The following is a 23,709-nucleotide window of genomic DNA, read 5'->3' as shown; positions in this document are numbered from 1 at the left end:
AAGCCGGAAGCCGAGAAGGTCTACAAATGCCATGGCATAAACGCTACGAAGCGATCAACCACCGCACAAGACCCACCACAAAAATGTGGATAACTCCAACACCAAATTCCACAAACCACTGGTTAGACGGTTTTTGGCGTTTTCGGTTTTCCGAAGGTCCAGACCTTATTGATCACAAAGTTCACCGGCATCGCGATCAGTGTGGAGATGGCTTGGGCCCAGTAGGATTTGGTGCGCAGGCCGGTGGAGTCGTCGAAAAGTGAATCGGAGAGTCCGATGGGGGTCGTCGGGTTCATGAGCAACGTCATGCATGTCAGTGACACCGCGAACGCGAGCGCGCCGGTGGCCAAGAAGGGGAAGAACCCGCGGATCCAGGAGCGCGCGTGCACCCCACGGAAGGTCCAGGCGCGGTTGAGTTGGTAGTTCCACGTGTTGGCCAGGAGGAACGCCAGGGTGGACATGAGGTGGTACCAGCGGATGTTCCAACGGGTGGAGCCGAGTTGCATGAACACGTCGTTGGCGTGCAGATCAAAGCCGTTCTCTAGGGCTTTGTTGGCCAAGTAGAACACGACGAAGTTCACGAGCACGCCGGAGCCGCCGACGATGCCGAAGCGCAAAAATTGGCGCAGCCCGGCAACGAGGCGTACGGCAGTGCTGCCGCTTTCGGGCGCGGCGGCGTGCTGGTCGCCGGCGGCCGGCGACGGATGAGTGGGGTTAGTCAACGGTGTTTCCTAGGCGGGCGACTGCCGCTTCGATGCGCTCGTCGGGTGCGGTGAGCGAGATGCGCACGTGTTGGGCGCCGGCGGGGCCGTAGAAGTCGCCGGGGGCGCCGAGGATGCCGTGGTCGGCGAACCAGTTGAGGAGTTCGCGGGAATCCATGCCGTCGTGGTGGACCCAGAGGTAGAGGCCGGCATCGGAGTCGTCGATAGTAAGACCTGCGTTTTGGAGGGCCTTCATGAGTACAAGCCGTCGCGCGGCGTAGGTGGAGCGCTGCATTTGTTCGTGCAGGTCGTCGCCGAGGGCGGCCACCATGGCGGCTTGGATTGGGCCGGGCACGATGAGGCCGGAGTGCTTGCGGATAAGCAGAAGTTCTTGCACTAGGGCTTCGTCGCCGGAGATGGTGCCGGCGCGATACGACGCCAGGTTGGACGTCTTGGACAGCGAGTGCAGGGCGAGCAGGCCAGTGTTGTCGCCGTCGGTGACGGACGGGTGCAGGATGGATACCGGTTCGGCGGACCAGCCGAGGTAGAGGTAGCACTCGTCGGAGGCGATGATTGCGCCGGTTTCGCGGGAGAATTCCACCCAGGCGCGCATCTGCTCGACGCCAAGGACTGCGCCAGTTGGGTTCGACGGTGAGTTGATGAAGACGAAGGCGGCGTCGCGGGGTGCGGCGGCGGGGTCGTCGCAACGAATAGCTTCGCAGCCTGCCATCAGCGCGCCGACTTCGTAGGTGGGGTACGCGACCTCGGGGATCACAACTTTCTCGCCGCGCAGGCCCAACAATGTGGGCAGCCACGCGACGGCTTCTTTGAGCCCGATCACGGGCAGCACGGAGCGTTCGGTCAATCCTGCAATGCCGAAGCGGCGGGCGTGGGAGGCCACGATCGTTTCGCGCAGTTCCGGCGTACCCGCGGTTTGCGGGTAGCCGGGCGTTGCGGCAGCTTCGGACAGTGCGAGTTGGATGGACGGGGCGACTGGGTCGACGGGGCCGCCGACGGAAAGGTCGATCAGACCGTCCTCATGGGATGCGGCGTGCTTGCGCACGTCGGCGATGGTGTCCCATGGGAAGTCGGGCAGCTGTGATCCGAGTGGGGTGCGTGCCACGGTTTAGTCCTGGTTCTGCGGCGGCAGTGCTGCGACGAAGGGGTGGTCGAAGTCCTGTGGGCCGGTCTTGGCGGCGCCGCCTGGCGAGCCGAGTTCGTCGAAGAAGCCGACGTTGGCGTCGTAGTATTCGCTCCACTCGTCGGGGGTGTCGTCTTCGTAGAAGATGGCTTCGACGGGGCAGGCAGGTTCGCAGGCGCCGCAGTCGACGCATTCGTCGGGGTGGATGTAGAGCATGCGCTTGCCCTCGTAGATGCAGTCAACGGGGCATTCTTCGACGCAGCCGCGGTCCATGACGTCGACGCACGGTTGAGCAATCACGTAAGTCATGGGAAACAGTATGTCACTTCGCCCTGATGAGTGGCCAAACGCCTCCGGCGATTCCGGTGAGAAGGAGTGCGAGGGTCCACCCGGTTGGAGGGAGGATGATCATGGAGGCGAACAGTGCTGCTGCCCAGACGGCAAGCGGAACAATCATGCTTTTCGACGACCACAGCCTCGCCGTTTTAGTCAACACCGCATTAAATACGGCGGCGATAATGACCCAGAACCAGTTCAGGTACGCCACTTCCAGGATGAGCGAGCCGAGCGCGCCGACGCAGAGCCAGGTGATGCCGGCGATGGCTTCACCGCGTGAAAATTCGGTTCGGATGACGGGGTGGCTCATTTGGGGATTCCGGATAGGACGTGGGTGGCGTCGTCGTGAAGCGGTGCGCCTGCGCCGAGTTGGAAGTGTTCGACGCGTTGGATGGGTTGGGTGATCAGGTTGGACAGGGCGTAGTAGACGACGGGACCTTGGGCGATGGCGGCGTGGGGGTTGACGTCGGTGGTGCGGCCGTCGGCGATCCAGAGTTGGGTGGCGTGGGCACGCATGGCGGTGATTTTGGCGCTGTAGGCGTGGTCGTCAAGGGAGACGGCGATGTCGGAGGTGGCGACTCCGTCGAGTTCGCCGGGTTGGGCAAGGCGCCAGCCGTCGGGGGCGGCTTCGGGCATGAGAGCTGCGGTTTCTTCGGCGAGGCGCACGGCCCACAGGATGCGCGGGATAGCGACGCGTTCGGCGGCGGTGTGGGTGATTTCGTGGGCGCGGATGTGGTCCGGGTGGCCGTAGCCGCCGTCGGGGCCGTAGGTGATGACAAGGTGGGGGCGCTCCGCTTCGAAGATTGCGGCGAGTTCGGCTACTGCGGCGTCGCCGGAGTTGACAAAGGCGCGCGGGTTGCGGCTTGCGGGCGAGCCGGCCATGCCGGAGTCGCGGAAGCGGCCGGCTCCGCCGAGGAAGGTGCCGCGCGCGCCGATGGCGGCCAACGACTCGCGTAGTTCGCCGATGCGGAAGCCGCCCAATTGGTCGGCTTCGTCGACGACGAGGTGCTGGTACGGCTCGCCGATAACTTCGCCTTCTTCGCCGAGTGTGCAGGTGACGACGAGGACGTCAGCACCGCGGCGGGTCAGGTCTGCGATGGTGCCTGCGGTGGTGATGGCTTCGTCGTCAGGGTGGGCGTGGACGGCCACTACCCGGTAGCCGGTGAGGTCGCGCGTTGTCATGGTTTCTCCTTCGGTGTCGGGCCTACTGTATCGGCCAGTTGCCAGCGGGCGGCGTCGCTGATACCCCCGGGCCAGGTGGAGACGCCTGGGATGGCGACGCCACCGGAGGATGCTGCGATGCGTGTTTCGTTGAGGATGGGCACCCACACGGCGTCGCGCTCTTCGGCTTCGGCCACGGCTGCTCGGGCCTCGGTCGCACTCATGGTCCCGTCCAGGATTCGCCCGGCGAGCGCTTCGTTGCCCACGGAGCACAGGCCGGAGAGGTTGCCAGCACGCGAAGTTTTGGACGGACACGCCATGCGGCTGGCAAGCGTGGTCATGGACGTGGAGTTGCGCTGCCACACCACTGCCAGGTCAACTTCCGACGATGGCAGGCTGCGCCCGGCGAGCGTCGTCGCGTCGGTAGAGGTGAGTTTTGCGGGAATGCCGGCGCCGTTGAGGATGTCGACAAGGGTGCGCGCCGCCGCGGCCGCCGCCGGGTCCATCGCATCCGCCCCGACGCGGATGGGCACGGTGCGCGCTCGTAGCGCTGCGGTGTCCTTCTCCCCCGGCGTGAACGCATGCTCTGCTACGGCCAGGTTGGTGCTGCGGCCGGCGGCGATGTGGGCGAGCAGGGGGACGTCGATAAGCGATCGCACTTGCTCGCGCATTGCTTGGTCGAGCCCGCTTGTCGCGGAGATGACGACGCCAAGCACGCGTGACGACGACCCCTCGCGCACCTCTACTCCAGGCACCCGGCGAAAGACCTCTTGCGTGGTTTCCTGCGGCGTGACGTCGACGAACGCGAGCTGGCCGGAGCGCAACTGGTCGGCGGTTTGTGTTGTATCGCGCGCGGCGGTCAGCGTCAAAATGTCCACGCTTGCTGGCTCAGTACCCCAAAACCTGTCGTTTCTATTCAGCACTACCGTGCCGCGGGCCCGGCCGACATCTGCCATGAGGAAACGCCCGGCAGACGCAGGGACCATGTTGCGCAGTGCGAACGGGAAATCGCTGGCGTCAGCGGCGAACAGGTGCGACGGCAGCAGGTGGGCAAAGAGCTCCTCGCGGTTAGCCACGGGGCGCTCAAAGTCCACATCGACGACCTTGCCGCCTTGACCAGAAATGCGGATCGCCTGAATTGCCCGGTAGGCCGCAGGGTTGACGGTGCCGGCGGTGGTCACCATCCCGCGCCACAGGTAGGCAAAGTCGGATCCGGTAATCGGGGTGCCGTCAGACCACTGCGCCTCCGGTGCGATGACGTAGCGCACGGTTTGGGCCGCGGGCGAGGTCGGCAGCGTTGAAACCCCCACCAGCAGGTCCCTGTTCGGGCTCGTGCCCACATATGCGCTAGGCAGGGTGAGGTCTGCGATGGCACGCACCGTCGAGGAATCGTCCGCAATCAGGTGCGGGTTAAAGCCTCCTCGTACAGGGTCGACGCCCACTTGTACCTGGGTGCGGTCGCTGCGGCGCGGGTTGTCGTCGGAAGGTGTCGTCGATACGCCAGATGTCTCGCTTTGGGCGGACTCCGGCTCAACGAGCGGCGGCGGGCCCGGGTTCGCCGAGCACGACGCGACGAGGCAAAGCGCGGAAAGCGCCGCCGCAGCACGGGTGGCTGGGCGGCGCGATCGAGGAGGCTGCATGAAGAACAGGCTAGCTGTTCTTCTGCTTCGCACGGGAGCGGGCACGGCCACGCTCGGTAGCGTTCAGAATGAGCTTGCGCACACGCATCGCCTCAGGGGCAACCTCAACACATTCGTCCTCGTCACAGAACTCGATGGCCTCATCCAGGGAGAGGGTGCGGGCCTTCTGCAGCGTGACAGTCGCGTCCGCAGTGGCGGAACGCATATTGGTCAGCTTCTTTTCCTTGGTGATGTTGACGTCCATGTCCTCGTCACGCGAGTTCGCACCAACGACCATGCCTTCGTAGGTCTCGGCACCCGGCTCGACGAAGAAATCGCCGCGGTCTGCAAGCTGCTGCAGGGCGTACGCGGTGACCTGGCCGGAACGGTCGGCGACGAGCGAACCGGTCGGGCGGCCCTTGATCTCGCCGGCCCACGGACGGTGCTCGATCGAGTAGGAGTTGGCAATACCGGCACCACGGGTCTCAGTGAGGAAGGTCGTACGGAAACCGATCAGGCCACGCGACGGGACGTCGAACTCCATGCGGACCCAATCGCCGGAACCCGCGTTGGACATTGCGGTCATCTGACCCTTGCGGTTTGCCATGAGCTGGGTGACAGCACCCTGGTGCTCCGACGGGACGTCGATGATCATGTGGTCGTACGGCTCGTAGGTCTTGCCGTCGATCTCCTTGGTCACTACCTGCGGCTTGCCAACGGTGAGCTCGAAGCCTTCGCGACGCATCGTCTCAATCAGCACGGTCAGCGCCATCTCGCCACGGCCCTGAACCTCCCACGCGTCCGGACGCTCGGTCGGCAGCACCTTGATGGAGACGTTACCGATGAGCTCCTGATCCAGACGAGCCTTGACCATGCGGGCGGTGAGCTTGTCGCCACCGTTACGGCCAGCCATCGGCGAGGTGTTCACGCCGATGGTCATGGAAATTGCCGGATCGTCGATGGCGATGCGCGGCAGCGGCTCGACGTGCTCCGGATCGCACAGCGTGTCACCGATCATGATGTTTTCCACACCGGAGACAGCGGCAATGTCACCTGCGACAACGCCGCCTTCAGCCGGAACACGGTCGAGGCCCTCGGTGACGAGCAGCTCAGCGATCTTGACGTTCTTAACCTGCTGGTTGCCGTCCTCGTCGTAGTGGACCCATGCGACCTGCTGGCCCTTCTTTACCGAGCCCTTGAACACACGGATCAAGCCGATGCGGCCCAGGAAGGAGGAGGAGTCCAGGTTGGTCACCTGTGCCTGGAACGGAGCGTCGATCTCAGCGGACGGCTCCGGCAGGACGTCGTAAATGACGTCGAACAGCGGCTGTAGGTCCTCGTTGTCCGGCAGGTTGCCGTTGCCCGGGTTTTCCAGGGACGCGCGGCCTGCACGGCCTGAGGTGTACAGCACCGGCAGCTCGAGGAGGTTCTCAGCAGCCTCTGCAGCCTCCGGGTCCTCCAGGCCAGCGCCAAGTTCGAGCAGGAGGTCCTGTGCTTCCTCAACGACTTCGTCGATACGTGCGTCCGGACGGTCAGTCTTGTTCACACAGATGATGACCGGCTTCTTCGCTTCGAGGGCCTTGCCCAGGACGAATCGGGTTTGCGGAAGCGGGCCTTCGGAAGCATCGATCAGCAGCACGACACCATCAACCATGGACAGGCCGCGCTCGACCTCGCCACCGAAGTCGGCGTGGCCCGGGGTATCGATAACGTTGATGACCAGGTCCGCACCGTCCTTGCCTTTACCGGCGCGACGGATGGCGGTGTTCTTGGCCAAAATGGTGATGCCACGCTCGGACTCGAGCTCGCCGGAGTCCATCACGCGGTCGCCGTGCTCGCCGTGGTCGCCGAAGACGCCGGACTGCTCCAGCATGGCGTTGACCAGGGTGGTTTTGCCGTGGTCAACGTGGGCGACGATGGCTACGTTGCGAAATTCAGGGTGCGACACTCAACAGATCCTTTTACATTGTCGGAAATAACGGTTACACGATACTCCCCAGCTAAGTTGAGCGCACCTCTCCGCTACCCCTCCAACGTGGCGCGGAGCTCTGCAAACGCGTCATTAAAAAACTGTTCGGCCGTTCCAGTAGTAATGACAGCACCTTCAGTCCCTCGCGCGGAGAGCTCGACGGTGGTGGTGCCATCGCCGTTATCTGCGGCATCGATAGCCAGCGGCGCCTGGTAGTCCTTATTCAAATACACACCGATAAGACGGAACTTCAGTGCACTGCCGACGTTGACAGCCAGTTCGCTGGCGGTTTTGTCCTTGACGTTGAACTTGTCCAGTCCGGACAGCCGCTGCTCAATCTCTTGCAGTGACAGGTTGGTGGTGAACGTCTGGGTATCCATTGCGATCAGTCCTTTCAGTGTTGGGGACAACGGATCTCACGTTCTCACAGGCCTTAAATGTGCCCGTGCTCACAATCGTAATCAGGTGTAACTGTGGGCACGCCTGGAGTTTCCCGGCAATTTTCCTTGCAAAATCAACGGTTTCCACTTGACGCTGTTACTTATGTGACTAATGTTGCTTGAGTTAATGTCCGTGGCCCCTATGTAATAAAGGACAGCCGTGCGCACTCCCCGATCTTTTGCACGCTCCGCCGTCGCGGCGGTTTGCGCTGCCGGCATGCTGATTGCCGGCGTCGTCGATACGCAAATGGCTCATGCCAAATCATCGAACCCGCTCGATAGCCTTGGCCGCCCCACCCCCGAGACCGTCGCCCGAGTCCACGCGTTCGCGGACCAACCACAGGTGCCGGAACAGGTAGGCAACGCACTTCGCACCGCAGTGAACTTCTTCGCTGGCACCGGCGAGCTCGGCGGACCTCCGCTACCCGAGGACGCCCCCGCCTTCACACAGTTCGCCTGGCCGACGGTCTCCGGGCACTGCATGGGCAAGGGGCTGCACTCGACCGCGTCCGCAATTGCGGTACCGGGACCGACCAAAACACCAGCGCCAGGCGCAGGCGCGGGACAGACCACGTTTGTGTTCACCGCACTGGGCACCCCGGCCGCCGCCAAGGACCAGGGGCTCATGAAGGTGTACTGGGTTAACCTCAACACTTTTCGCACCGGCGTAACACCTTTAGATAACAACGGGATAAACCCAACAGGACCGTCCACCCTGTCCGCCACCGCAAACACAGGCAAGGGCCGCGTCCTCGCAGTCGTCGACGGTGCAGTACGCACCACCGACAAGACCTGCGCATTTGCCCCGACCGCCGCTTCGATCAACGTGAGGTAACCGATGACCGTCGACCTACACCCGGTAAAGCAAGAGACCTTTGACACGTCCGCGAACATCAACACGGACCCAAAGGGATTCCTGCGCGAGGTAGACACGTACCAGGTCACCGACTTTGGCCTCTACATGGCACGCGGGGCGAATCACCCCGAGTTCGGCTACCTAGAAAGCTGGCTGCTGCCGGAACTCGGCCTGCGGGTAAACATCTTCCACTACCGCGAGGGCGCAGAGCGCGATCAGGACTTCTACTTCGACATCGCCGACATTGACGTTGATGGCGATATCTGGCGCACACGCGACCTGTACGTCGACATTGTGTCGCTGACAGGCAACCCGATCGACGTGCTTGATATCGACGAACTCGCAGCCGCGACGTCTGCAGGCTTGATCACTGCCGAAGAAGCAGAGAAGGCTATGGACGTCACCCTCAACGCCGTTGAAGGCATTACCCGACACGGCGACGACGCCATGGAGTGGCTGCGCGCCCTGGGTATTGAACTGACGTGGGCGGACACGGTTGAGCTGACCCCCGCCATGTAGGGCGCGCCAACATCACCTTCTGCCCCATTCGCTTCACCGCGGATGGGGCATTTTGCATCTGAATAACATTCACGCTTTATGCAGAAACTGGGGAACGCTTGAGACAGTTACATATGCCTATCAGCGTGCAGAAATAATGCTCCCTGCCCCTTTCCTGTGAACCAGTCAGGTCTGGGCCGTAAATTACTTTTCAGTTTTGCTGTGAACTGCCTAACACTTCATGTAAGTTTTTGTGCAACCTGATTACGTCGTGTTCACCTGAGCTTCAAGTTTTGGTGGGCCCAATCGTGGTGCAGGGGTCGTCGAAATATCCATTTCGTCGTACCGCCCAACACGGGCAACCGTCGCAAAGTTCTCTGCGTACGGACGATCACTGAAAGGACCCAGACCATGAGCAAACGCCTCCGTGTCGCCGCTCTCGCCGGACTCTCCTCCCTGTCCCTCGTCCTCGCCTCCTGCTCCTCGGATGGCGGAACCGAAGAGACCACCGCAAACCAGGCCGGACAGGACTCCGCGAACTCCAAGGAAGCTGACAACTCGGGCGAACAGCTCGAAGTCAACGCTGCCGGTGACTACAACCCGCTCGAGCGCGACCAGATCCAGGATGGCGGCGAGCTCACTCTCGCGATTACCGAAATTGCTGAGCAGCAGAACGTGTTCCACGCGAACATGACGTCCTACACGGACACCATCTGGAGCAAGTACAACCCGCAGCTCACGCTTTTCGACGGCGACGGCACCTATCACCCGAACCCGGCTTATCTGACCGACGTGAAGGATGAGACCGTCGACGGCAAGACCGTGGTCACCTACACCATCAACCCGGACGCCGTGTACAACGACGGCACCCCGCTTGACTGGACCGCCTTCGAGAACACCTTCAAGTTCAACAACGGCTCCAACCCGGATGTCCAGGTCAACTCCACCGACGGCTACGAGCTCATCGAGTCCGTCGAGCGCGGCGAGGACGACAAGCAGGCCGTTGTCACCTTCAAGCAGGCATACCCGTGGTGGGAGGGCCTCTTCGGCACCCTCGTGCCGCCGCAGGTCAAGGACGCGGACACGTTCATGAACGCTTACCTGAAGAAGGTCAACCCGGAGTGGGGCGCTGGCCCGTTCAAGGTTGAGAACGTTGACTTCGAAGGCGGCACCGCCTCCTTCGTCCCGAACGAGAACTGGTGGGGCGAGAAGCCGAAGCTGGACAAGATCACCTACCGCCAGATGGAAGACCAGGCATCCCTGAACGCCTTCCGCGCAGGCGAGATCGACGCAACCGGCGTTTCTTCCCGTGACCGTCTGGCAACGGCGAAGGAGATGGGCGACTCCATCGAGATCCGCACCGCCCTGAACCCGGCGAACTACCTGATGACGATCAACTCCACCGCCCCGGGCCTGGACGACATCAAGGTCCGCGAGGCCATCATGCGCGGTGTTGACCGCGAGCAGCTCGCCGCGATCCGCTTCCAGGGCCTCGGCTACACCGAGGATCTGCCAGGTTCGTTCAACCTGTACCAGACCCAGCCGGGCTACGAGGACAACTTCGGCGAGGTCATCCAGTACGACCCGGAGAAGGCCAAGGAGCTGCTCAAGGAAGCAGGCTACGACGAGTCCAACCCGCTGTCCGTGCGCTACGTCACCCTGGGTGACTCCCCGATGATCCAGGCGACCACCACTGCCCTGCAGGCAATGCTGCGCAACATTGGCATCGACGTCCAGGTTGAGGAGCGTCCGAGCTCCGACTTCTCCAAGGTCGTCTCCGAGCGCGACTTCGACCTGTTCATGTCCGGCTTCCGCTCCTCCGACCCGTTCGGTGTGGCGTACTTCGGCCAGATCTACAAGTCCGATTCCGAGCTGAACAAGTCCGGCACCGGCACCCCGGAGATGGACAAGAAGATTGAGGAACTGCAGCAGCTCCCGGATGCTGACGAGCAGATCAAGCGCGCAAACGAGCTTGAGAAGGAAGCCCTGGCTCAGTACGGCATCATGCCGTACGCCAACGGCCCGGCCATCGTCGCCGTGAAGAAGGGCCTGGCAAACTTCGGTGCTAACTCCTTTGCGATCCTCCCGATCGAGAACGTGGGCTGGGCGAAGTAACCGTAACGGTTCGACGCACGTGAAATCCACGAACTGAGTGCGAGCCCGCCCAGCATTCCCACGCTGGGCGGGCTTCCAATCTTTCTCAATAACTCCCCCGTCCGCCCACCACGGAACTGAGAGACACTATGTTTCGATACCTGATCCGGAAGACACTGAGCTGGGGCTTGATTGTTTTTCTTGCCACCAACCTCACGTTTTTTCTCGCCAGCTTTTTCCTCGATCCCCGCGCCAACTACTTTGGCCGCCGACCACCTCTGCCAGAAGAGCAGATCGATGCACTGCTCGATCCGTTGAACTTGAACCCAAACACACCAATCTTCGAGCGTTGGTGGACGTGGCTTACTGGCGTCCTGACGCGTTGGGACTGGGGTAAATCCCCGATCGGCGACTCCGTCAATGAACAAGTCTCCTACCGCATCTGGGTCTCCGCGCAGCTGACCCTGTTTGCCACCCTGCTGTCGATCCTCCTCGGTGTCGCCCTCGGTGTGTACACTGCGTCGCGCCAGTACAAGCGCGCCGACCGCATGTGGCAGGGCATCTCGATCATCACGATGAACATTCACGTGGTCGTCGCCTCGATCGCCGTGGTGTGGTTCGGTCTGAAGGTCAACGAGTGGACCGGCAAGCGCGTCTTCTACGTCACCGGTGCTTCCAACCCGGGCGTTGAAGGGTTCTTCCCGAAGATGGTCGACTACGCCCAACACCTCGTGCTCCCCACCTTGTCACTGTTGATCATTTCGTATGCGGGCTATCACTTCATGCAGAGAACACTGCTGTTGGATAACTTGAACGCCGATTACGTCCGCACCGCCCGCGCGAAGGGCCTAACCAAGGCGCAAGCAGTGCGCAAACACGCGCTGCGAACCTCGCTGATTCCGGTTGCTACCTCGGTGGCGTTCTCGGTGCCCGGCATCTTCACCGGTGCCGTGATGACGGAGCGCATCTTCGCGTGGCAAGGCATGGGCCAGTACTTCATCCAAACGATTGCGCGTAACGACGTCCACGGTGTCGTCGTTGTGGCCGCATTCGGTGCCGCAATGACCGCAGTGTCCGCTATCTTGGCCGACCTCATCGTTGTTGCCCTCGACCCGCGCGTGCGCGTGAGCTAAGGAGATCACAGCCATGACAAACAAGCCACCACGCGGTACGTCCCGCAAGCTCAGTGACCCCCGCGCCCACGCCACCTCGAGCGAGCTGGCGCTGCACGCCGCAATGCCGGTCAACGACATGACCGCCATCTCTGAGACCGGCCGCCAGGCCGACGGCGTGATGAGTAAAGACAAGAAAACGCGCCCGATCCAGCCGAAGCAGGGCGACAGCGTCGAAGATCAGCAGACGATGCGCGCGACTCGTAAGTCGAAGATTTATCTGCGCCGCTTCATGCGTAACAAGGCCGCGGTTGTCGGCCTGGTGATTTTCTTCCTGATGGTACTGCTCGCGCTCTTTGGCAAGTTCATGACGCCGTGGAGCTACGACGACCCGGACTTCATGAACCTGTCCGTCGCGCCCTCCGCTGAACACTGGTTTGGCACTACTGACTCCGGCAACGACCTGTTTGCACAGGTGGTGCACGGCCTCGGACGCTCGCTGTCGATCGCTGTGCCGGCATCGATTGCCACCACGGTGATCTCCGCGATTGTCGGTGCAGGTGCTGCCCTGTTTGGCGGAAGCTTGGAGAAGATTGTGCTGGCAGTGATCCACTTCCTGCTGGCTGTGCCGACGTTCCTCATCATCGCCCTGCTGGTATCCGGCTCGGGCGGCGACTGGAAGGTGCTCACCGTCGTGCTCATCGCGTTTGGCTGGATGTACTCAGCACGTGTGATTTGGTCCTTGTCGTTGTCCATCCGCGAAAACGACTATGTGCGTGCCGCCAAGTTCATGGGCGTGTCCAACTCCAAGACAATCGTGCGCCACATCATCCCGAACGTCGCGTCGCTGCTGATTATCCAGCTGATGTTGGGCATCGTGTCCACGATCATGTCTGAGACCGCCCTGTCGTTCTTGGGCCTCGGTGTGAAGCTGCCGGACGTGTCCCTGGGTACGTTGTTGCAGTCTGGTACCGCAACCCTGGTGACCGCTCCGTGGCAGTTCTACTTCCCTGCCCTCGTCCTGACCTTGCTCACCGTGTCCATGGCGTTCATCGCCGATGGTCTGCGTGACGCACTCGACCCGAACTCGAACTCTGGAGGTTCTGCAGCATGACAACCAGCATCAACAACTCGGGTTCCCCGGTGCTTTCGGTACGCGACCTCAACGTGTCGTTCCCGTCGGAAGCCGGTGTGGTCCGCGCGGTGCGAGGCGTGGATTTCGATCTCCTCCCAGGCCGTACCCTCGGCATCGTGGGCGAATCAGGTTCCGGCAAGTCCGTCACCTCTCTCGCTGTCATGGGCCTGTTGCCGGATTACGCCAAGGTCACCGGTTCTGTGATGTTTGAGGGCGAGGAGCTCCTGGGCAAGTCGGATGCCGCCATGTCGAAGATTCGTGGCAACGGCATCGGCATGATCTTCCAGGATCCGCTGTCCGCTCTGACTCCGGTGTACGACATCGGCACGCAGTTGGTGGAAGCCATCCAGGCGCACACGAACATCTCTAAGTCGAAGGCGATGGACCGTGCTGCAGAGTTGCTCGATCTGGTGGGTATCCCCGAGCCGAAGAAGCGGCTGCGTTCCTTCCCGCACGAGTTCTCGGGCGGCATGCGTCAGCGTGTGGTGATCGCAATTGCGATTGCGAACAACCCGAAGGTGCTTATTGCCGACGAGCCCACCACAGCCCTCGACGTGACCATCCAGGCTCAGATTCTGGACGTGATCAAGACGGCGCAGCGTGAGACCGGCGCTGCCTGCATCATGATTACCCACGACATGGGTGTGGTGGCAGGCACCGCCGATGACGTGCTGGTGATGTACGGCGGACGTCCGGTCGAGCGCGCCGAAGTCCACCAACTGTTCGGCAACCCGAAGATGCCGTACTCGGTGGGCTTGCTGGGCTCTACCCCGCGCGTGGATCAGCCGTCTAGCGAGCCACTGACGTTTATCGACGGCAACCCACCGATGCTCATCGACGTCGCCGACCGCTGCCAGTTCGCACCCCGCTGCCCCATCGCCACCGAGGCCTGCCTGACGCAGGAGCCGCCGCTGGTGCCGAACAAGGGCGACGAGAACCACATGGTTGCGTGCGTGCGCCACGATGAGATTGAAAACGGCACTCTCGACGGTAAGCCGTTGTTCCCCGCACCTGTCCTGCCGGAGAACAAGTTCGCGGGCATCCCGCGCGAGGAGCGCGAAGTCACCCTCGAGGTAGAGAACCTTTACCGTGCGTTCCCACTGACCAAGGGCGCGCTGGTGAAGCGCCGCATCGGCACCGTGGAGGCTGTGAAGAACATCTCCTTCGATGTTCGCGCCGGTGAGTGCATGGCCATTGTGGGTGAGTCCGGTTCCGGTAAGACCACGACCCTGCTGGAGATCATGGGCCTGGATCCACAGGGTGATTCCCGCATCGTGATCTGTGGCAAGGATGCGGCGAAGATGAGTGCGTCGGATCGTCGTCAGGCACGCCGCAATATTCAGATGGTGTTCCAGGATCCGATGAGCTCGCTGAACCCGCGTATGACGGTCAAGGAGATCATCCAAGAGCCGTTGGATGCGTTGGGCTACGAGGGCGACAAGGATGCCCGTATCTCCGAGCTCATGCGCACGGTGGGTCTGGATGAGAAGCAGTTGGACCGCTTCCCTGGCCACTTCTCTGGTGGTCAGCGTCAGCGCATCGGCTTGGCGCGTGCGTTGGCCACGAACCCTGCGGTGATCGTGCTCGACGAGCCGGTATCGGCCCTCGACGTGTCCATCCAGGCCGGCGTGATCAACCTGCTGGATTCGCTCAAGCGCAAGCTTGGCTTGTCCTACCTGTTCGTCGCACACGATCTGTCGGTGGTGCGCCACCTGTCGGATCGTGTGGCCGTGATGTACAAGGGCGACTTTGTGGAGTTCGGCGAGACCGACGACGTCTTCGACAACCCGCAGCACCCGTACACGAAGGCGCTGCTGTCGGCGATTCCGATCCCTGATCCGGATGCGGAGCGCTCCCGCGTGCGTACGGTGTACAAGCCGGAGGAGGCTATCTCCTAACCGTCACATCGACGGGCAGCGTCGGAAGTCGTGCTTCCTGCGCTGCCCACATCCCCCACCAGGGGGCGTAGCCCGGGTCCCTGCGCAGGGCCCGGGTTTTTCGTGTCTTTAGGTCGGCGGTCACGCGGATGGTGTTGACGGTTCCACGCGCCCGGGCAGCGCTTATCGACGACTCCGTGACCGCCCCAACACCTTCCACCACAAGATCCTCTGCCGGGTCGAGCGGCACCCACTTCGTGCGCTCGTGGTTGATCCAATCCCAGCGCCAAAACCCTGGCCTGGCAGGGTGCAGCACGTCGCGGGCGACCATCGCGGCACCTTCTCCGAGGCCGTACCAACCGGGGTAAAAATCGTCGAGGTGCACCACCCGGATACCGAGCGCGTCCCCGATCTGGTTGGCCAGGGTGGTCTTGCCGGAGCCAGATGGGCCATCGATGAGCAGTGTGTATGTCATCGCACTGACCACACTGGGCGCAGGTCGCCTGTGAGCCACGCGATGCCAAGCGCGACAAGTGCCATGCCAAGGCACACAACCATGACGCCCCAGTCGCGGCTGCGCAGTTTGGATTCTCGGGCCCAGGAGCGCTTCGTCGGTCCACCGAAGCCACGGGCCTCCATTGCGGTGGCGAGTTTTCCGGCACGGCGCAGCGACATCACCAGCAGCCCGAATGACAAGGTGAACCAGTATTTAATCTTGCCCTGGTCTGCGATGCCGCGGGCGCGGCGAGAGCGGCGCATGGCGTCCAGGTCGTCGCGAAGCAGTGTGAGCATACGAAGCGCCGCAACGGTGCCGATGACAAAGCGTTCGGGCAGGCGAAGGACTTGGGAAAGGCCGTCGCCGAGATCCGTCGGGTCAACGTCGGCGGATAGCAGCACCACCGGCAGCGCGATGGCAAGCACTCGCAGCACCATCGCACCGGCAAGGGAAACAGACAGTTCCGTGACGTGAATCAAACCCCAATTCAGGTACGTCTCCCCACCCGCCTGGCCGTAGAGTGCCATCGGAATGCCAGCCAGGGGCGCGACGATGAGGATCGGCACCGCGCGTTTGAAAAACCGCCCGTAGCTCAACCCACACAACGGCACCATGAGCAGCGTGAACGCGAGCACAACGGTGGCCGAGACCCAGTCCACGGTGAACATCAACGGGGTGGTCAGTAGCGCCAGGCCAAGGATGCGGGTGACCGGATTGATGCTTGCCAGCAGGTTCATGGCTACCTCTCCCCTGCCGTGATGTGCTCGGTGTGGTCTCCAAGCGATGCGATAAACGCCTCGTCGTGGGTAATCGAGATGACCGTGACGCCCTTGTCCGTGAGTTCGCGGATCAGGCCGACGAGTTCGACGAAGGTGCGATCGTCCTGGCCGAAGGTCGGCTCGTCCAAAATAAGCAACTTCGGAGCGTTGACCAGCGCGGTTGCCACCGAAAGTCGGCGTTTCTCCCCGCCAGAGAGTGTGAACGGGTTGGCGTCGACGAGGTGGGTCAGGCGCAAACGCTGCAGCAGATCATCGATGCGTTCCTGCGGCGCACCAGACAGCGCCATTTCCTCGCGCACGGTGGCAGTGACAAATTGGTGTTCCGGTTCCTGGAAGACGTACCCGATGCGTTGCGCCAGATCTGCCGAGGACCAGTCAATCGACGGCTTGGCTAGCCCCTGGCGGATAGTTTCCGAGTACTCCACCCGCCCTTGCTTCGGCGGTGTGAGCCCGGCAAGTACCTGCACGAGCGTAGTTTTTCCCGAGCCGTTTTCACCGGTGACCACAGTGGAGAACCCCTCAGGCGCAAGCACCGTGCGCGGCGGGCCGAAGCGTGTCAGCAGATTCTGTGTCGATACCGCAGCCGGCGTGCCTGCGGGCACATGCTTCGCCGGCGGCAGTGCGGGTAGCTGCGGCAATTCCCCCTCAGTAATGCGGCGAAGACCGTCCGCATCCAATCGGTAGTAGGTGTCCACCACGTGCGACCAGTGCTTCGGGCGGTGCTCCACCACGATCAGGGTCGCGCCGTTGCGTGTGCAGACGCGGTCGACGGCGTTGATCACCTCGTCGCGGCCACGCGGGTCGAGGTTCGCCGTCGGCTCGTCGAGCACCAAAATATCGGCCCCCATCGCCAACACCCCGGCCAGTGCAAGGCGTTGCTTCTGTCCACCGGACAGGCGTGATGTGGGGTGATCGAGCGGCAGGTCCAGGCCCACGGCCTCCAGGGAGGCCTCCACGCGGCGCCAAATCTCCTCGCGCGGCACGCCAAGGTTTTCGGCGCCGAAAGCGACATCGTCGCCCACACGCGACAAAATCGTTTGCGCCTCCGGGTCCTGCAGCACCATGCCAACCGTGCCGTTGACCTCGAGGGTGCCGGTGCGGCTGCCGTCCTCGGAGTCGTCGATAAGTTTCGCGATGACCGCGAGCAGCGTGGACTTGCCGGAACCAGAGTCGCCGGAGATGAGGATGCGCTCGCCGCGCTCGACGTCGAGATCAACGCCGGTAAACGCAGGTTGGGGGCGCGTGGCGTGCTGGTACGTCAACCCTCGAGCACGGATCGCCAGCGTCATTTACGCAGCCTGGTTGAAACGCTCACGGCCGGCACCGAAGCGGTCCAGCGCACCGGTCTTCGCGAGTGCCTTGACCAGGTAGTGGCACAGCACGCCGCCAAGGATCGCACCGGAGATGACCATACAGGTCAGGTAGATGATGTTGAACTGCAGGCTCATCGCCAGGTTCGCCGACAGGAACAGCTCGAGGATGAACGCGCCGACAGCAGAGCCGACACCGGCAAGGATTGCCACCGGCAGGTCGAAGCGGCGGTACGCGAACAGCAGGAAGATCAACCCTGCGCCAAGACCTTGGGCAAGGCCCGAGTAGAGCGTCTCAATGCCCCACTGGCTGCCGATCAGCGCTGAAACCGACGCCGCGATGACCTCGACGAACACGGCTGCGCCAGGCTTGCGGATGATCAGCCCGCCAAGCACACCGCCGGTGAACCAGATACCGGTGACCAGGCCACCAAGGCCCGGCGTGAGCGTATCCAGCGCCTTAAACCCTGCGTAGCCAACGCTGTTCCACACCCAAAACAGCAGACCACACGCCACACCGAGGACGGCGGCGGTGACAATATCGATTACACGCCAAGAATTGTTCTTAACAGGCACAGTCATGTGCTTTCCTTCCTATCGCCGGCATTACCCGGATCAGGTTCAACGGTCCGCCCGAAGGCATCTCAGCTGCGAATGCAGCACCCGTGTGTGTTCAGTTCTCGGAGGCGATGCTACAACACGCCCCAGACATGCTTATCGACGACGTCCCGCATCGGTGCGGTGGCGTCGTCGATAAGCAATAGCTCCTAGCCGCGCCCCAACTCGATGTGGAGACCCGGCACGGAATCGATCAGGTTGCGGGTGTAATCCGCCTGCGGGTCGGCGAAGATCGCATCCGCCGGCCCCTGCTCCACGACCTTGCCCTGGCGCATCACCACAATGTCGTCTGCGGTCTCGCGGACCACAGCCAAGTCATGGGTGATGAACAGGTAGGACAGGTTCATCTCATCCTGCAGGCCCTTGAGCAACTGCAGAATCTGATCCTGCACGAGCACGTCGAGGGCCGAGACCGCCTCGTCGAGGACGATGACCTCTGGGCCCAACGCCATCGCACGTGCAATCGCGATGCGCTGACGCTGACCGCCAGAGAGCTCGTTCGGGTAGCGACGCATCGCGGACCTCGGCATCTGCACCATGTCCAGCAGCTCCGCCACGCGAGCGTCGCGCTCCTTACGCGAGCCCACCTTGTGCAGGCGCAACGGCTCCTCGATGCAGCGGTAGATCGAGTACATCGGGTCGAGCGAACCGTACGGGTTCTGGAACACCACCTGCATCTTGCGACGCAGTTTGAACAGTTCCTTGCGGTTTAACTCCGAGATGTCGCGGCCCTCGAAGTACACGGTGCCGCTGGTCGGCTCAAGCAGGCTTAGCGCCATGTTGGCCACAGTGGACTTGCCGGAGCCAGACTCACCCACCAGCGCAAGCGTGGTGCCGCGGCGAAGATCGAAGGACACCTCGTCGACCGCGCGCAGTGTCTTCTTCGCACCCTTTTGGCCACGGACGTCGAACTCCTTGACCAGGTTATCCACCCGGATGACCACGTCCTCCGGCTTGGTCTCGGCCACCGTGATGTCTTCATCCTTCAGCGCAGCGTGCGTACGCGCGGCTGCCAGCGACGGAGCCGCGTTAACCAGCCTGCGGGTGTACGGGTGCTTCGGGTTGCGCAAAATATCCAGGCTCGGTCCGCGCTCAACCACACGACCGCGGTGCATAACCAGCAGGTGGTCAGCGCGCTCTGCTGCAAGCCCCAGGTCGTGGGTGATAAACAGCAGCGCGGTCTGGGATTCCTGGGTGAGCATCTCAAGGTGGTCCAGGATGCGCTTCTGCACGGTCACATCGAGGGCAGACGTGGGCTCGTCGGCAATGAGCAGCTCCGGGTTCGCAGCCAAGCCCATCGCGATGAGTGCGCGCTGGCGCATGCCACCGGAGAACTCGTGCGGGAACTGGCCCGCACGACGCTCCGCGTCCGGCAGGCCTGCATGCTCAAGCAACTCGATGACGCGCTGGTGGCGCTCGGAGCCTTCGACGATGTTGTTCGCCTTCAGCGACTCCTCCACCTGGGTACCAATGCGCCACACCGGGTTCAGGTTAGACATCGGATCCTGCGGAACCAGACCAATCCTGTTGCCGCGAATCTTCTGCCAGCCCTTCTCATCGAGATTGGTCAGTTCCTCGCCGCGCAGCTTGATCGAGCCGCCAGTGACCTTGCCGGTGCCAGGCAGCAGGCCGAGCACCGCCATGGCAGAGGTGGACTTGCCCGAACCGGACTCGCCCACGATTGCGACCTTCTGGCCCGGGTAGATCGTCATATCGAAGTCACGCACAGCCTCAACCACACCCGTGGAGGACTCGAACGTGATGCGGAGGTCGGTCACCTCAAGCAGCGGCTCGGGCGCGCCAGTCTTGTTGTCTTTACCGATTGCGGTGGTCATCGCTTCCTCGCCTTCGGATCAAGGGCGTCGCGCACAACGTCGCCCATCATGATGAAGCTCAGCACCGTCAGTGCGAGCGCAATTGCCGGGTAGAACAGCACCATCGGCTGAGTGCGTAGCGACGCCTGCGCAGCCGAAATATCGCCACCCCACGACACCACCGTGGACGGCAGACCGATGCCCAGGAAGGACAGGGTCGCTTCGGCCACGATGAACTGGCCGAGCGCAACCGTGGCGTACACGATCACGGGCGCCGCGGCGTTCGGCAGGATGTGGGAGGTGATGATCTTCCAGTCGCTCGCCCCCACCGCGCGGGCGGCGGTGACGAACTCGTCGTTCTTAATCCCCATCACTGCACCGCGGGTGATGCGGGCGATCTGGGTCCAGCCGAACATGGACAGCGCGAATACCACCATCCAGATGGAGCGCTTGTTCTGGAACATGGACATGACGACGATCGCGGCCAGCACGAGCGGCACCGCGAAGAAGATGTCAGTCAGACGCGATAGCAGTGTGTCCCAGATGCCGCCGAAGTAACCGGCGATCGCACCGATGAGGCCACCAAGCACGGTCACGATCAGTGTGGTCAGCACGCCGACCGTAACCGATGCGCGAGCACCGTACATCATGCGCGAGTAAATATCGCAGCCTTGACGGTCAAAGCCGAAGATGTGCCCGTCCGTCGGCCCGTTCAGCGAGCGCGACAGCATGCACTCGCGCGGATCGACGCTGGTGAACAGACCAGGGAACACAGCGACGGTGACGGCAAGCAGGATCAATACTGCAGAGAACCAGAACAGCGGCCTGCGACGCAGGTAGTTCCAAGCTTCAGCCCACTGGCTGGTGGGTGTACCGGCATCCGGCACAGCATCAACTGCGCCGAGGCCAGTCTCATCGGTTTCTGCGACGAAGTATTCCTGACCGCGCAGCACCCCAGCATTGGCCAGCGTGCGATCAGCCGACATTTCAGGTTGTGGAATGGAATTAGTCATAGCGGATCCTTGGGTCGAGTACTGCGTAGAGCAGGTCAACGATGAGGTTGGCAATGATGTAGATAATCACGAGAACGGTGGTGATCGATACGACCGTCGCGGGCTCACCCTTGATGATCGACTGGTAGATCGTGCCACCGATACCGTTAATGCCGAAGATGCCTTCGGTGACAATCGCGCCGCCCATCAGTGCGCCAAGATCCGCGCCGAGGAAGGTCACGACTGGGATCATGGAGTTGCGCAGGACGTGGCGGGTCATCACGGTACCGTCGCTTAGCCCCTTGGCGCGTGCGGTGCGAACGTAGTCCGCGCGGAGGTTCTCGCTCACAGACTGACGCGTCAGCCTGATCACGTACGCACACGACAGTGCACCAAGCACGATCGCGGGCATAAGTAGTGCCTCAAACGATTCGTTACGGCCGACCGTTGCGGGCAGCAGCCCCCACTTCACACCGAAGAGGTACTGCATGACAAAGCCGATCACGAACGACGGAACAGCAATAACAATCAGCGACGCAACGAGAATCGTGGAGTCAAAGAAACCGCCACGACGCACGCCAGCGATCACGCCGAAGATGATGCCGAACACGGCCTCAAACGCCAGCGCCATCAAGCCGAGCTTGATCGTCACCGGGAAGGCATTAGCCATAACCGACGCAACCGGCTGGCCGGAGAAAGTCTTACCGAAATCACCCATGAAAATGCCCTTGATGTAGAGCAAGTACTGGACGATAAACGGCTTATCCAGGTTGTATTCCGCTTCAATGCGGGCACGTGCGGCCTCGGACAGGCCGCGGTCTCCGCCAAGCGCCTGTACGGGGTCGCCCGGCATCAGGAACACGAGGGCGTAAAGCAACAGTGTGGCCCCGAAAAATACGGGGATCATTTGGAGCAGCCGCCGCCCGATATAACGCAGCATGGTTCCGGGCTCTCCTTTTCCATGTGATTGGGGACGAAAACCAATTTTGAGTGTGAGACGAGTAATGACCCGCCGCAAAACGCGAAACGGGTCACTCGGCGTGGTTGATTAGATTACCACCTAGTTTTTGGTGATCTGATGCAGCTCCGGCAGGGAGCGCCAGGAGAACTCAACGTTCTCAACACTCTCGGAGTAACCACCTGCAACGTTGGAGTACCACAGCGGGATTGCCGGCAGATCCTCAAACAGCACCTGCTGGACCTGGTTGTACTTCTCTGCAGCAGCCTCCGGGGACTCCGCGGTGGCAGCCTCGGACAGCAGTGCGTCTACAGCCGGATTGGAGTAACGCGCATAGTTCGAGGAAGCGCCCGTGGCGTACATCGGGATCAGGAAGTTACCCAGCGACGGGTAGTCAGCGCTCCAGCCAGTACGGAACGCGCCCTTGATCACGTCGTTGTCCATGTCGTCGAGCATCGACTTGAAGTCCGGGTAGGCGTTGCCCACTGCCTCAATGCCGAGCGCGTTGCGGATGGAGTTGGCCACTGCATCAACCCATGCCTGGTGACCACCATCGGAGTTGTAGGAAATCTCCAGTTCGCCGGTGTACGGGCTGATCTTGTCGGCAGCCTCCCACAGACGCTTTGCCTCTTCCGGGTCGTACTTGAGCACGTCGACGCCCTCAAGGTTGTCGGAGTGGCCCGGGATCACCGGTGCAGCGAAGTCGGTCGCCGGGGTACGGGTGTCGTCGAAGATGGTCTTGGTGATCTCGTCGCGGTCGATCGCCTTCGAGATTGCCTGGCGACGAAGCTTGCCTTCCTCGCCACCGAAGTGCTCTTCGTTCTCGTTAATTGTGATCGACTGGAACGCAGCGGCCGGCTGGTTCACGGCACGCTCACCGAGCTCGTCTTCAAAGTTGGCCAGCGCCGAATCCGGCACGGCGTGGAGCACGTCGAGGTTGCCGGAAAGCAGATCAGCGTACGCGGCGTCCTGCTGGGCGTAGAAGATGAAGTTCACGCCGTCGTTCTGTGCCTTGCGGTCGCCCTGGTACTCCTCATTCGGCACCACGATTGCGTCCTGGTTGTGGTTCCACTCCAGGAGCTTGTACGGGCCGTTGGAGATCGGGTTCTCGCCGTAGGCTTCCATGTCGTCGAATGCCGACGGGTGCAACGGCGAGAAAGCCGTGTAGCCGAGACGCTGCGGGAAGTCAGCCTCCGGCTGCTCGAGCTCGATGGTGAAGGTCTTGTCGTCGATAACCTCCAGGCCCTCGAGCGGCTTTCCGTCCTCGTAGCCCTTGATCGGCTCGAAGAAGTACGCGTTCATCTGGGAGTTCTCGACTGCGTAGTTCCACGCGTCGACGAAGTCCTTCGCCGTCACCGGGGTACCATCGGCCCACTTCGTGTCCTTCAGCGTGACACGGTAGGTCTTCTCACCCTCGAGATCGATGGACTCTGCGAGCTCGTTGTGGCTTTCGCCGTCCTTGTCGTAGTAGGTCAAACCTGCGTACAGGACATCGACGATGCGGCCGCCGCCAGTCTCATTCGTATCTGCGGGCAGCAACGGACGCTGCGGCTCGGAACCGTTGGTCAGAACGTAGTTTCCAGCTCCGTCGGCAGAATTGTCGGCGGAGCCACCACATGCGGCAAGGCCGAGCGCCAGTGCGCCGGCGCCGAGGGCGGCAACTGCTTTCTTGATATGCACCTTGACTCCTTGTGTCTTTTCATGTTTTCGCATGTTGTGCTGTCAAACACTCAGCGTGCTCTAAGGAGTCCACCACAATAAACGTAACCTCCCATAATCCGGCCGCCCCGCGCGTGCGGTCCA

General features: G+C 62.2%; 22 protein-coding genes and 1 riboswitch. Of the genes, 6 read left to right on the top strand and 16 right to left on the bottom strand.

The features are described 5' to 3' along the window. Window positions 1–122: 122 nt before the first annotated feature. The 8 genes from HMPREF3120_RS09600 to HMPREF3120_RS09565 all read right to left on the bottom strand — a co-directional run bounded on the left by HMPREF3120_RS09600 (window position 123) and on the right by HMPREF3120_RS09565 (window position 7,307). Complete coding sequence (locus HMPREF3120_RS09600; RefSeq protein WP_070452774.1) at window positions 123–629, bottom strand: GtrA family protein; 507 nt, start codon at window positions 627–629, stop codon at window positions 123–125. Window positions 630–714: 85 nt separating this feature from the next. Then, window positions 715–1,824 carry a succinyldiaminopimelate transaminase gene (gene dapC, locus HMPREF3120_RS09595; RefSeq protein ID WP_070452741.1) on the bottom strand — a complete coding sequence of 370 codons (1,110 nt, stop codon included), beginning with the start codon at window positions 1,822–1,824 and terminating at the stop codon, window positions 715–717. A gap of 3 nt (window positions 1,825–1,827) precedes the next feature. Further along, on the bottom strand, window positions 1,828–2,151 hold the full coding sequence (gene fdxA / locus HMPREF3120_RS09590) for a ferredoxin (protein WP_070421608.1): 324 nt from the start codon (window positions 2,149–2,151) through the stop codon (window positions 1,828–1,830). A gap of 13 nt (window positions 2,152–2,164) precedes the next feature. Beyond that, window positions 2,165–2,488: a hypothetical protein gene (locus HMPREF3120_RS09585; protein WP_070452738.1), complete on the bottom strand. Its 324-nt coding sequence runs from the start codon at window positions 2,486–2,488 to the stop codon at window positions 2,165–2,167. Then, the gene (gene mshB / locus HMPREF3120_RS09580; protein WP_070452735.1) at window positions 2,485–3,360 is read right to left on the bottom strand and encodes an N-acetyl-1-D-myo-inositol-2-amino-2-deoxy-alpha-D-glucopyranoside deacetylase; all 876 of its coding nucleotides are present in this window, start codon (window positions 3,358–3,360) and stop codon (window positions 2,485–2,487) included. Before mshB ends, HMPREF3120_RS09585 begins: the two co-directional genes overlap by 4 nt. Further along, window positions 3,357–4,979 (bottom strand): ABC transporter family substrate-binding protein, encoded by a 1,623-nt coding sequence (locus HMPREF3120_RS09575; RefSeq protein ID WP_070452731.1) that lies wholly within the window; start codon window positions 4,977–4,979, stop codon window positions 3,357–3,359. The genes mshB and HMPREF3120_RS09575 overlap by 4 nt, the downstream gene beginning before the upstream one ends. A 10-nt stretch (window positions 4,980–4,989) precedes the next feature. After that, on the bottom strand, window positions 4,990–6,906 hold the full coding sequence (typA, locus tag HMPREF3120_RS09570; protein ID WP_070452728.1) for a translational GTPase TypA: 1,917 nt from the start codon (window positions 6,904–6,906) through the stop codon (window positions 4,990–4,992). Between the two features lie 74 nt (window positions 6,907–6,980). After that, window positions 6,981–7,307, bottom strand: a complete 327-nt coding sequence (locus HMPREF3120_RS09565; RefSeq protein WP_070452725.1) for a hypothetical protein — start codon at window positions 7,305–7,307, stop codon at window positions 6,981–6,983. Window positions 7,308–7,584: 277 nt separating this feature from the next. Here HMPREF3120_RS09565 and HMPREF3120_RS09560 point away from each other — a divergent pair, with 277 nt between their 5' ends. From HMPREF3120_RS09560 to HMPREF3120_RS09535, 6 genes are all read left to right on the top strand, one after another. Next, entirely contained in the window at window positions 7,585–8,202 is a 618-nt protein-coding gene (locus HMPREF3120_RS09560; RefSeq protein WP_246815464.1) for an Rv1157c family protein, read from the top strand. 3 nt (window positions 8,203–8,205) lie between these two features. Then, complete coding sequence (locus tag HMPREF3120_RS09555) at window positions 8,206–8,742, top strand: ribonuclease FAU-1 family protein (RefSeq protein WP_070452717.1); 537 nt, start codon at window positions 8,206–8,208, stop codon at window positions 8,740–8,742. Between the two features lie 390 nt (window positions 8,743–9,132). Continuing rightward, window positions 9,133–10,836, top strand: a complete 1,704-nt coding sequence (locus HMPREF3120_RS09550; protein ID WP_070421615.1) for an ABC transporter family substrate-binding protein — start codon at window positions 9,133–9,135, stop codon at window positions 10,834–10,836. A gap of 128 nt (window positions 10,837–10,964) precedes the next feature. Continuing rightward, window positions 10,965–11,948 carry an ABC transporter permease gene (locus tag HMPREF3120_RS09545; protein WP_070421616.1) on the top strand — a complete coding sequence of 328 codons (984 nt, stop codon included), beginning with the start codon at window positions 10,965–10,967 and terminating at the stop codon, window positions 11,946–11,948. Window positions 11,949–12,051: 103 nt separating this feature from the next. Next, window positions 12,052–13,041 (top strand): ABC transporter permease, encoded by a 990-nt coding sequence (locus HMPREF3120_RS09540; protein ID WP_141739421.1) that lies wholly within the window; start codon window positions 12,052–12,054, stop codon window positions 13,039–13,041. Further along, window positions 13,038–14,960 (top strand): ABC transporter ATP-binding protein, encoded by a 1,923-nt coding sequence (locus HMPREF3120_RS09535; RefSeq protein WP_070452715.1) that lies wholly within the window; start codon window positions 13,038–13,040, stop codon window positions 14,958–14,960. The genes HMPREF3120_RS09540 and HMPREF3120_RS09535 overlap by 4 nt, the downstream gene beginning before the upstream one ends. Here HMPREF3120_RS09535 and HMPREF3120_RS09530 read toward each other — a convergent pair. The 8 genes from HMPREF3120_RS09530 to HMPREF3120_RS09495 all read right to left on the bottom strand — a co-directional run bounded on the left by HMPREF3120_RS09530 (window position 14,950) and on the right by HMPREF3120_RS09495 (window position 23,586). Then, window positions 14,950–15,414, bottom strand: coding sequence for a nucleoside/nucleotide kinase family protein (locus tag HMPREF3120_RS09530; RefSeq protein WP_070452712.1), 465 nt, complete (start codon window positions 15,412–15,414; stop codon window positions 14,950–14,952). The genes HMPREF3120_RS09535 and HMPREF3120_RS09530 overlap by 11 nt on opposite strands. After that, window positions 15,411–16,172, bottom strand: coding sequence for an energy-coupling factor transporter transmembrane component T family protein (locus HMPREF3120_RS09525; protein WP_070452709.1), 762 nt, complete (start codon window positions 16,170–16,172; stop codon window positions 15,411–15,413). The genes HMPREF3120_RS09530 and HMPREF3120_RS09525 overlap by 4 nt, the downstream gene beginning before the upstream one ends. A 2-nt stretch (window positions 16,173–16,174) precedes the next feature. Further along, a complete protein-coding gene (locus tag HMPREF3120_RS09520) occupies window positions 16,175–17,503 on the bottom strand; it encodes an ABC transporter ATP-binding protein (RefSeq protein WP_070452706.1) in 1,329 nt (442 codons plus the stop codon). Further along, window positions 17,504–18,106 (bottom strand): ECF transporter S component, encoded by a 603-nt coding sequence (locus HMPREF3120_RS09515; protein ID WP_070452703.1) that lies wholly within the window; start codon window positions 18,104–18,106, stop codon window positions 17,504–17,506. It abuts the gene before it with no gap. Continuing rightward, a riboswitch (TPP riboswitch) is annotated at window positions 18,098–18,201 on the bottom strand. Its footprint overlaps the gene before it by 9 nt. A 90-nt stretch (window positions 18,202–18,291) precedes the next feature. Beyond that, complete coding sequence (locus HMPREF3120_RS09510) at window positions 18,292–19,977, bottom strand: ABC transporter ATP-binding protein (protein ID WP_070452700.1); 1,686 nt, start codon at window positions 19,975–19,977, stop codon at window positions 18,292–18,294. After that, the gene (locus HMPREF3120_RS09505; protein ID WP_070452697.1) at window positions 19,974–20,942 is read right to left on the bottom strand and encodes an ABC transporter permease; all 969 of its coding nucleotides are present in this window, start codon (window positions 20,940–20,942) and stop codon (window positions 19,974–19,976) included. Before HMPREF3120_RS09505 ends, HMPREF3120_RS09510 begins: the two co-directional genes overlap by 4 nt. A 19-nt stretch (window positions 20,943–20,961) precedes the next feature. Then, complete coding sequence (locus HMPREF3120_RS09500; protein WP_070452694.1) at window positions 20,962–21,888, bottom strand: ABC transporter permease; 927 nt, start codon at window positions 21,886–21,888, stop codon at window positions 20,962–20,964. A 120-nt stretch (window positions 21,889–22,008) separates the two neighbouring features. Then, complete coding sequence (locus tag HMPREF3120_RS09495) at window positions 22,009–23,586, bottom strand: peptide ABC transporter substrate-binding protein (protein ID WP_070452691.1); 1,578 nt, start codon at window positions 23,584–23,586, stop codon at window positions 22,009–22,011. Window positions 23,587–23,709 lie beyond the last annotated feature (123 nt).

Origin of the sequence: Corynebacterium sp. HMSC11D10 (genome assembly GCF_001806995.1) — a bacterium.
GTDB lineage: Bacteria > Actinomycetota > Actinomycetes > Mycobacteriales > Mycobacteriaceae > Corynebacterium > Corynebacterium coyleae.
Note: the sequence above shows the minus strand (reverse complement) of the source record. Positions and strands in the feature narration are given on the sequence as shown.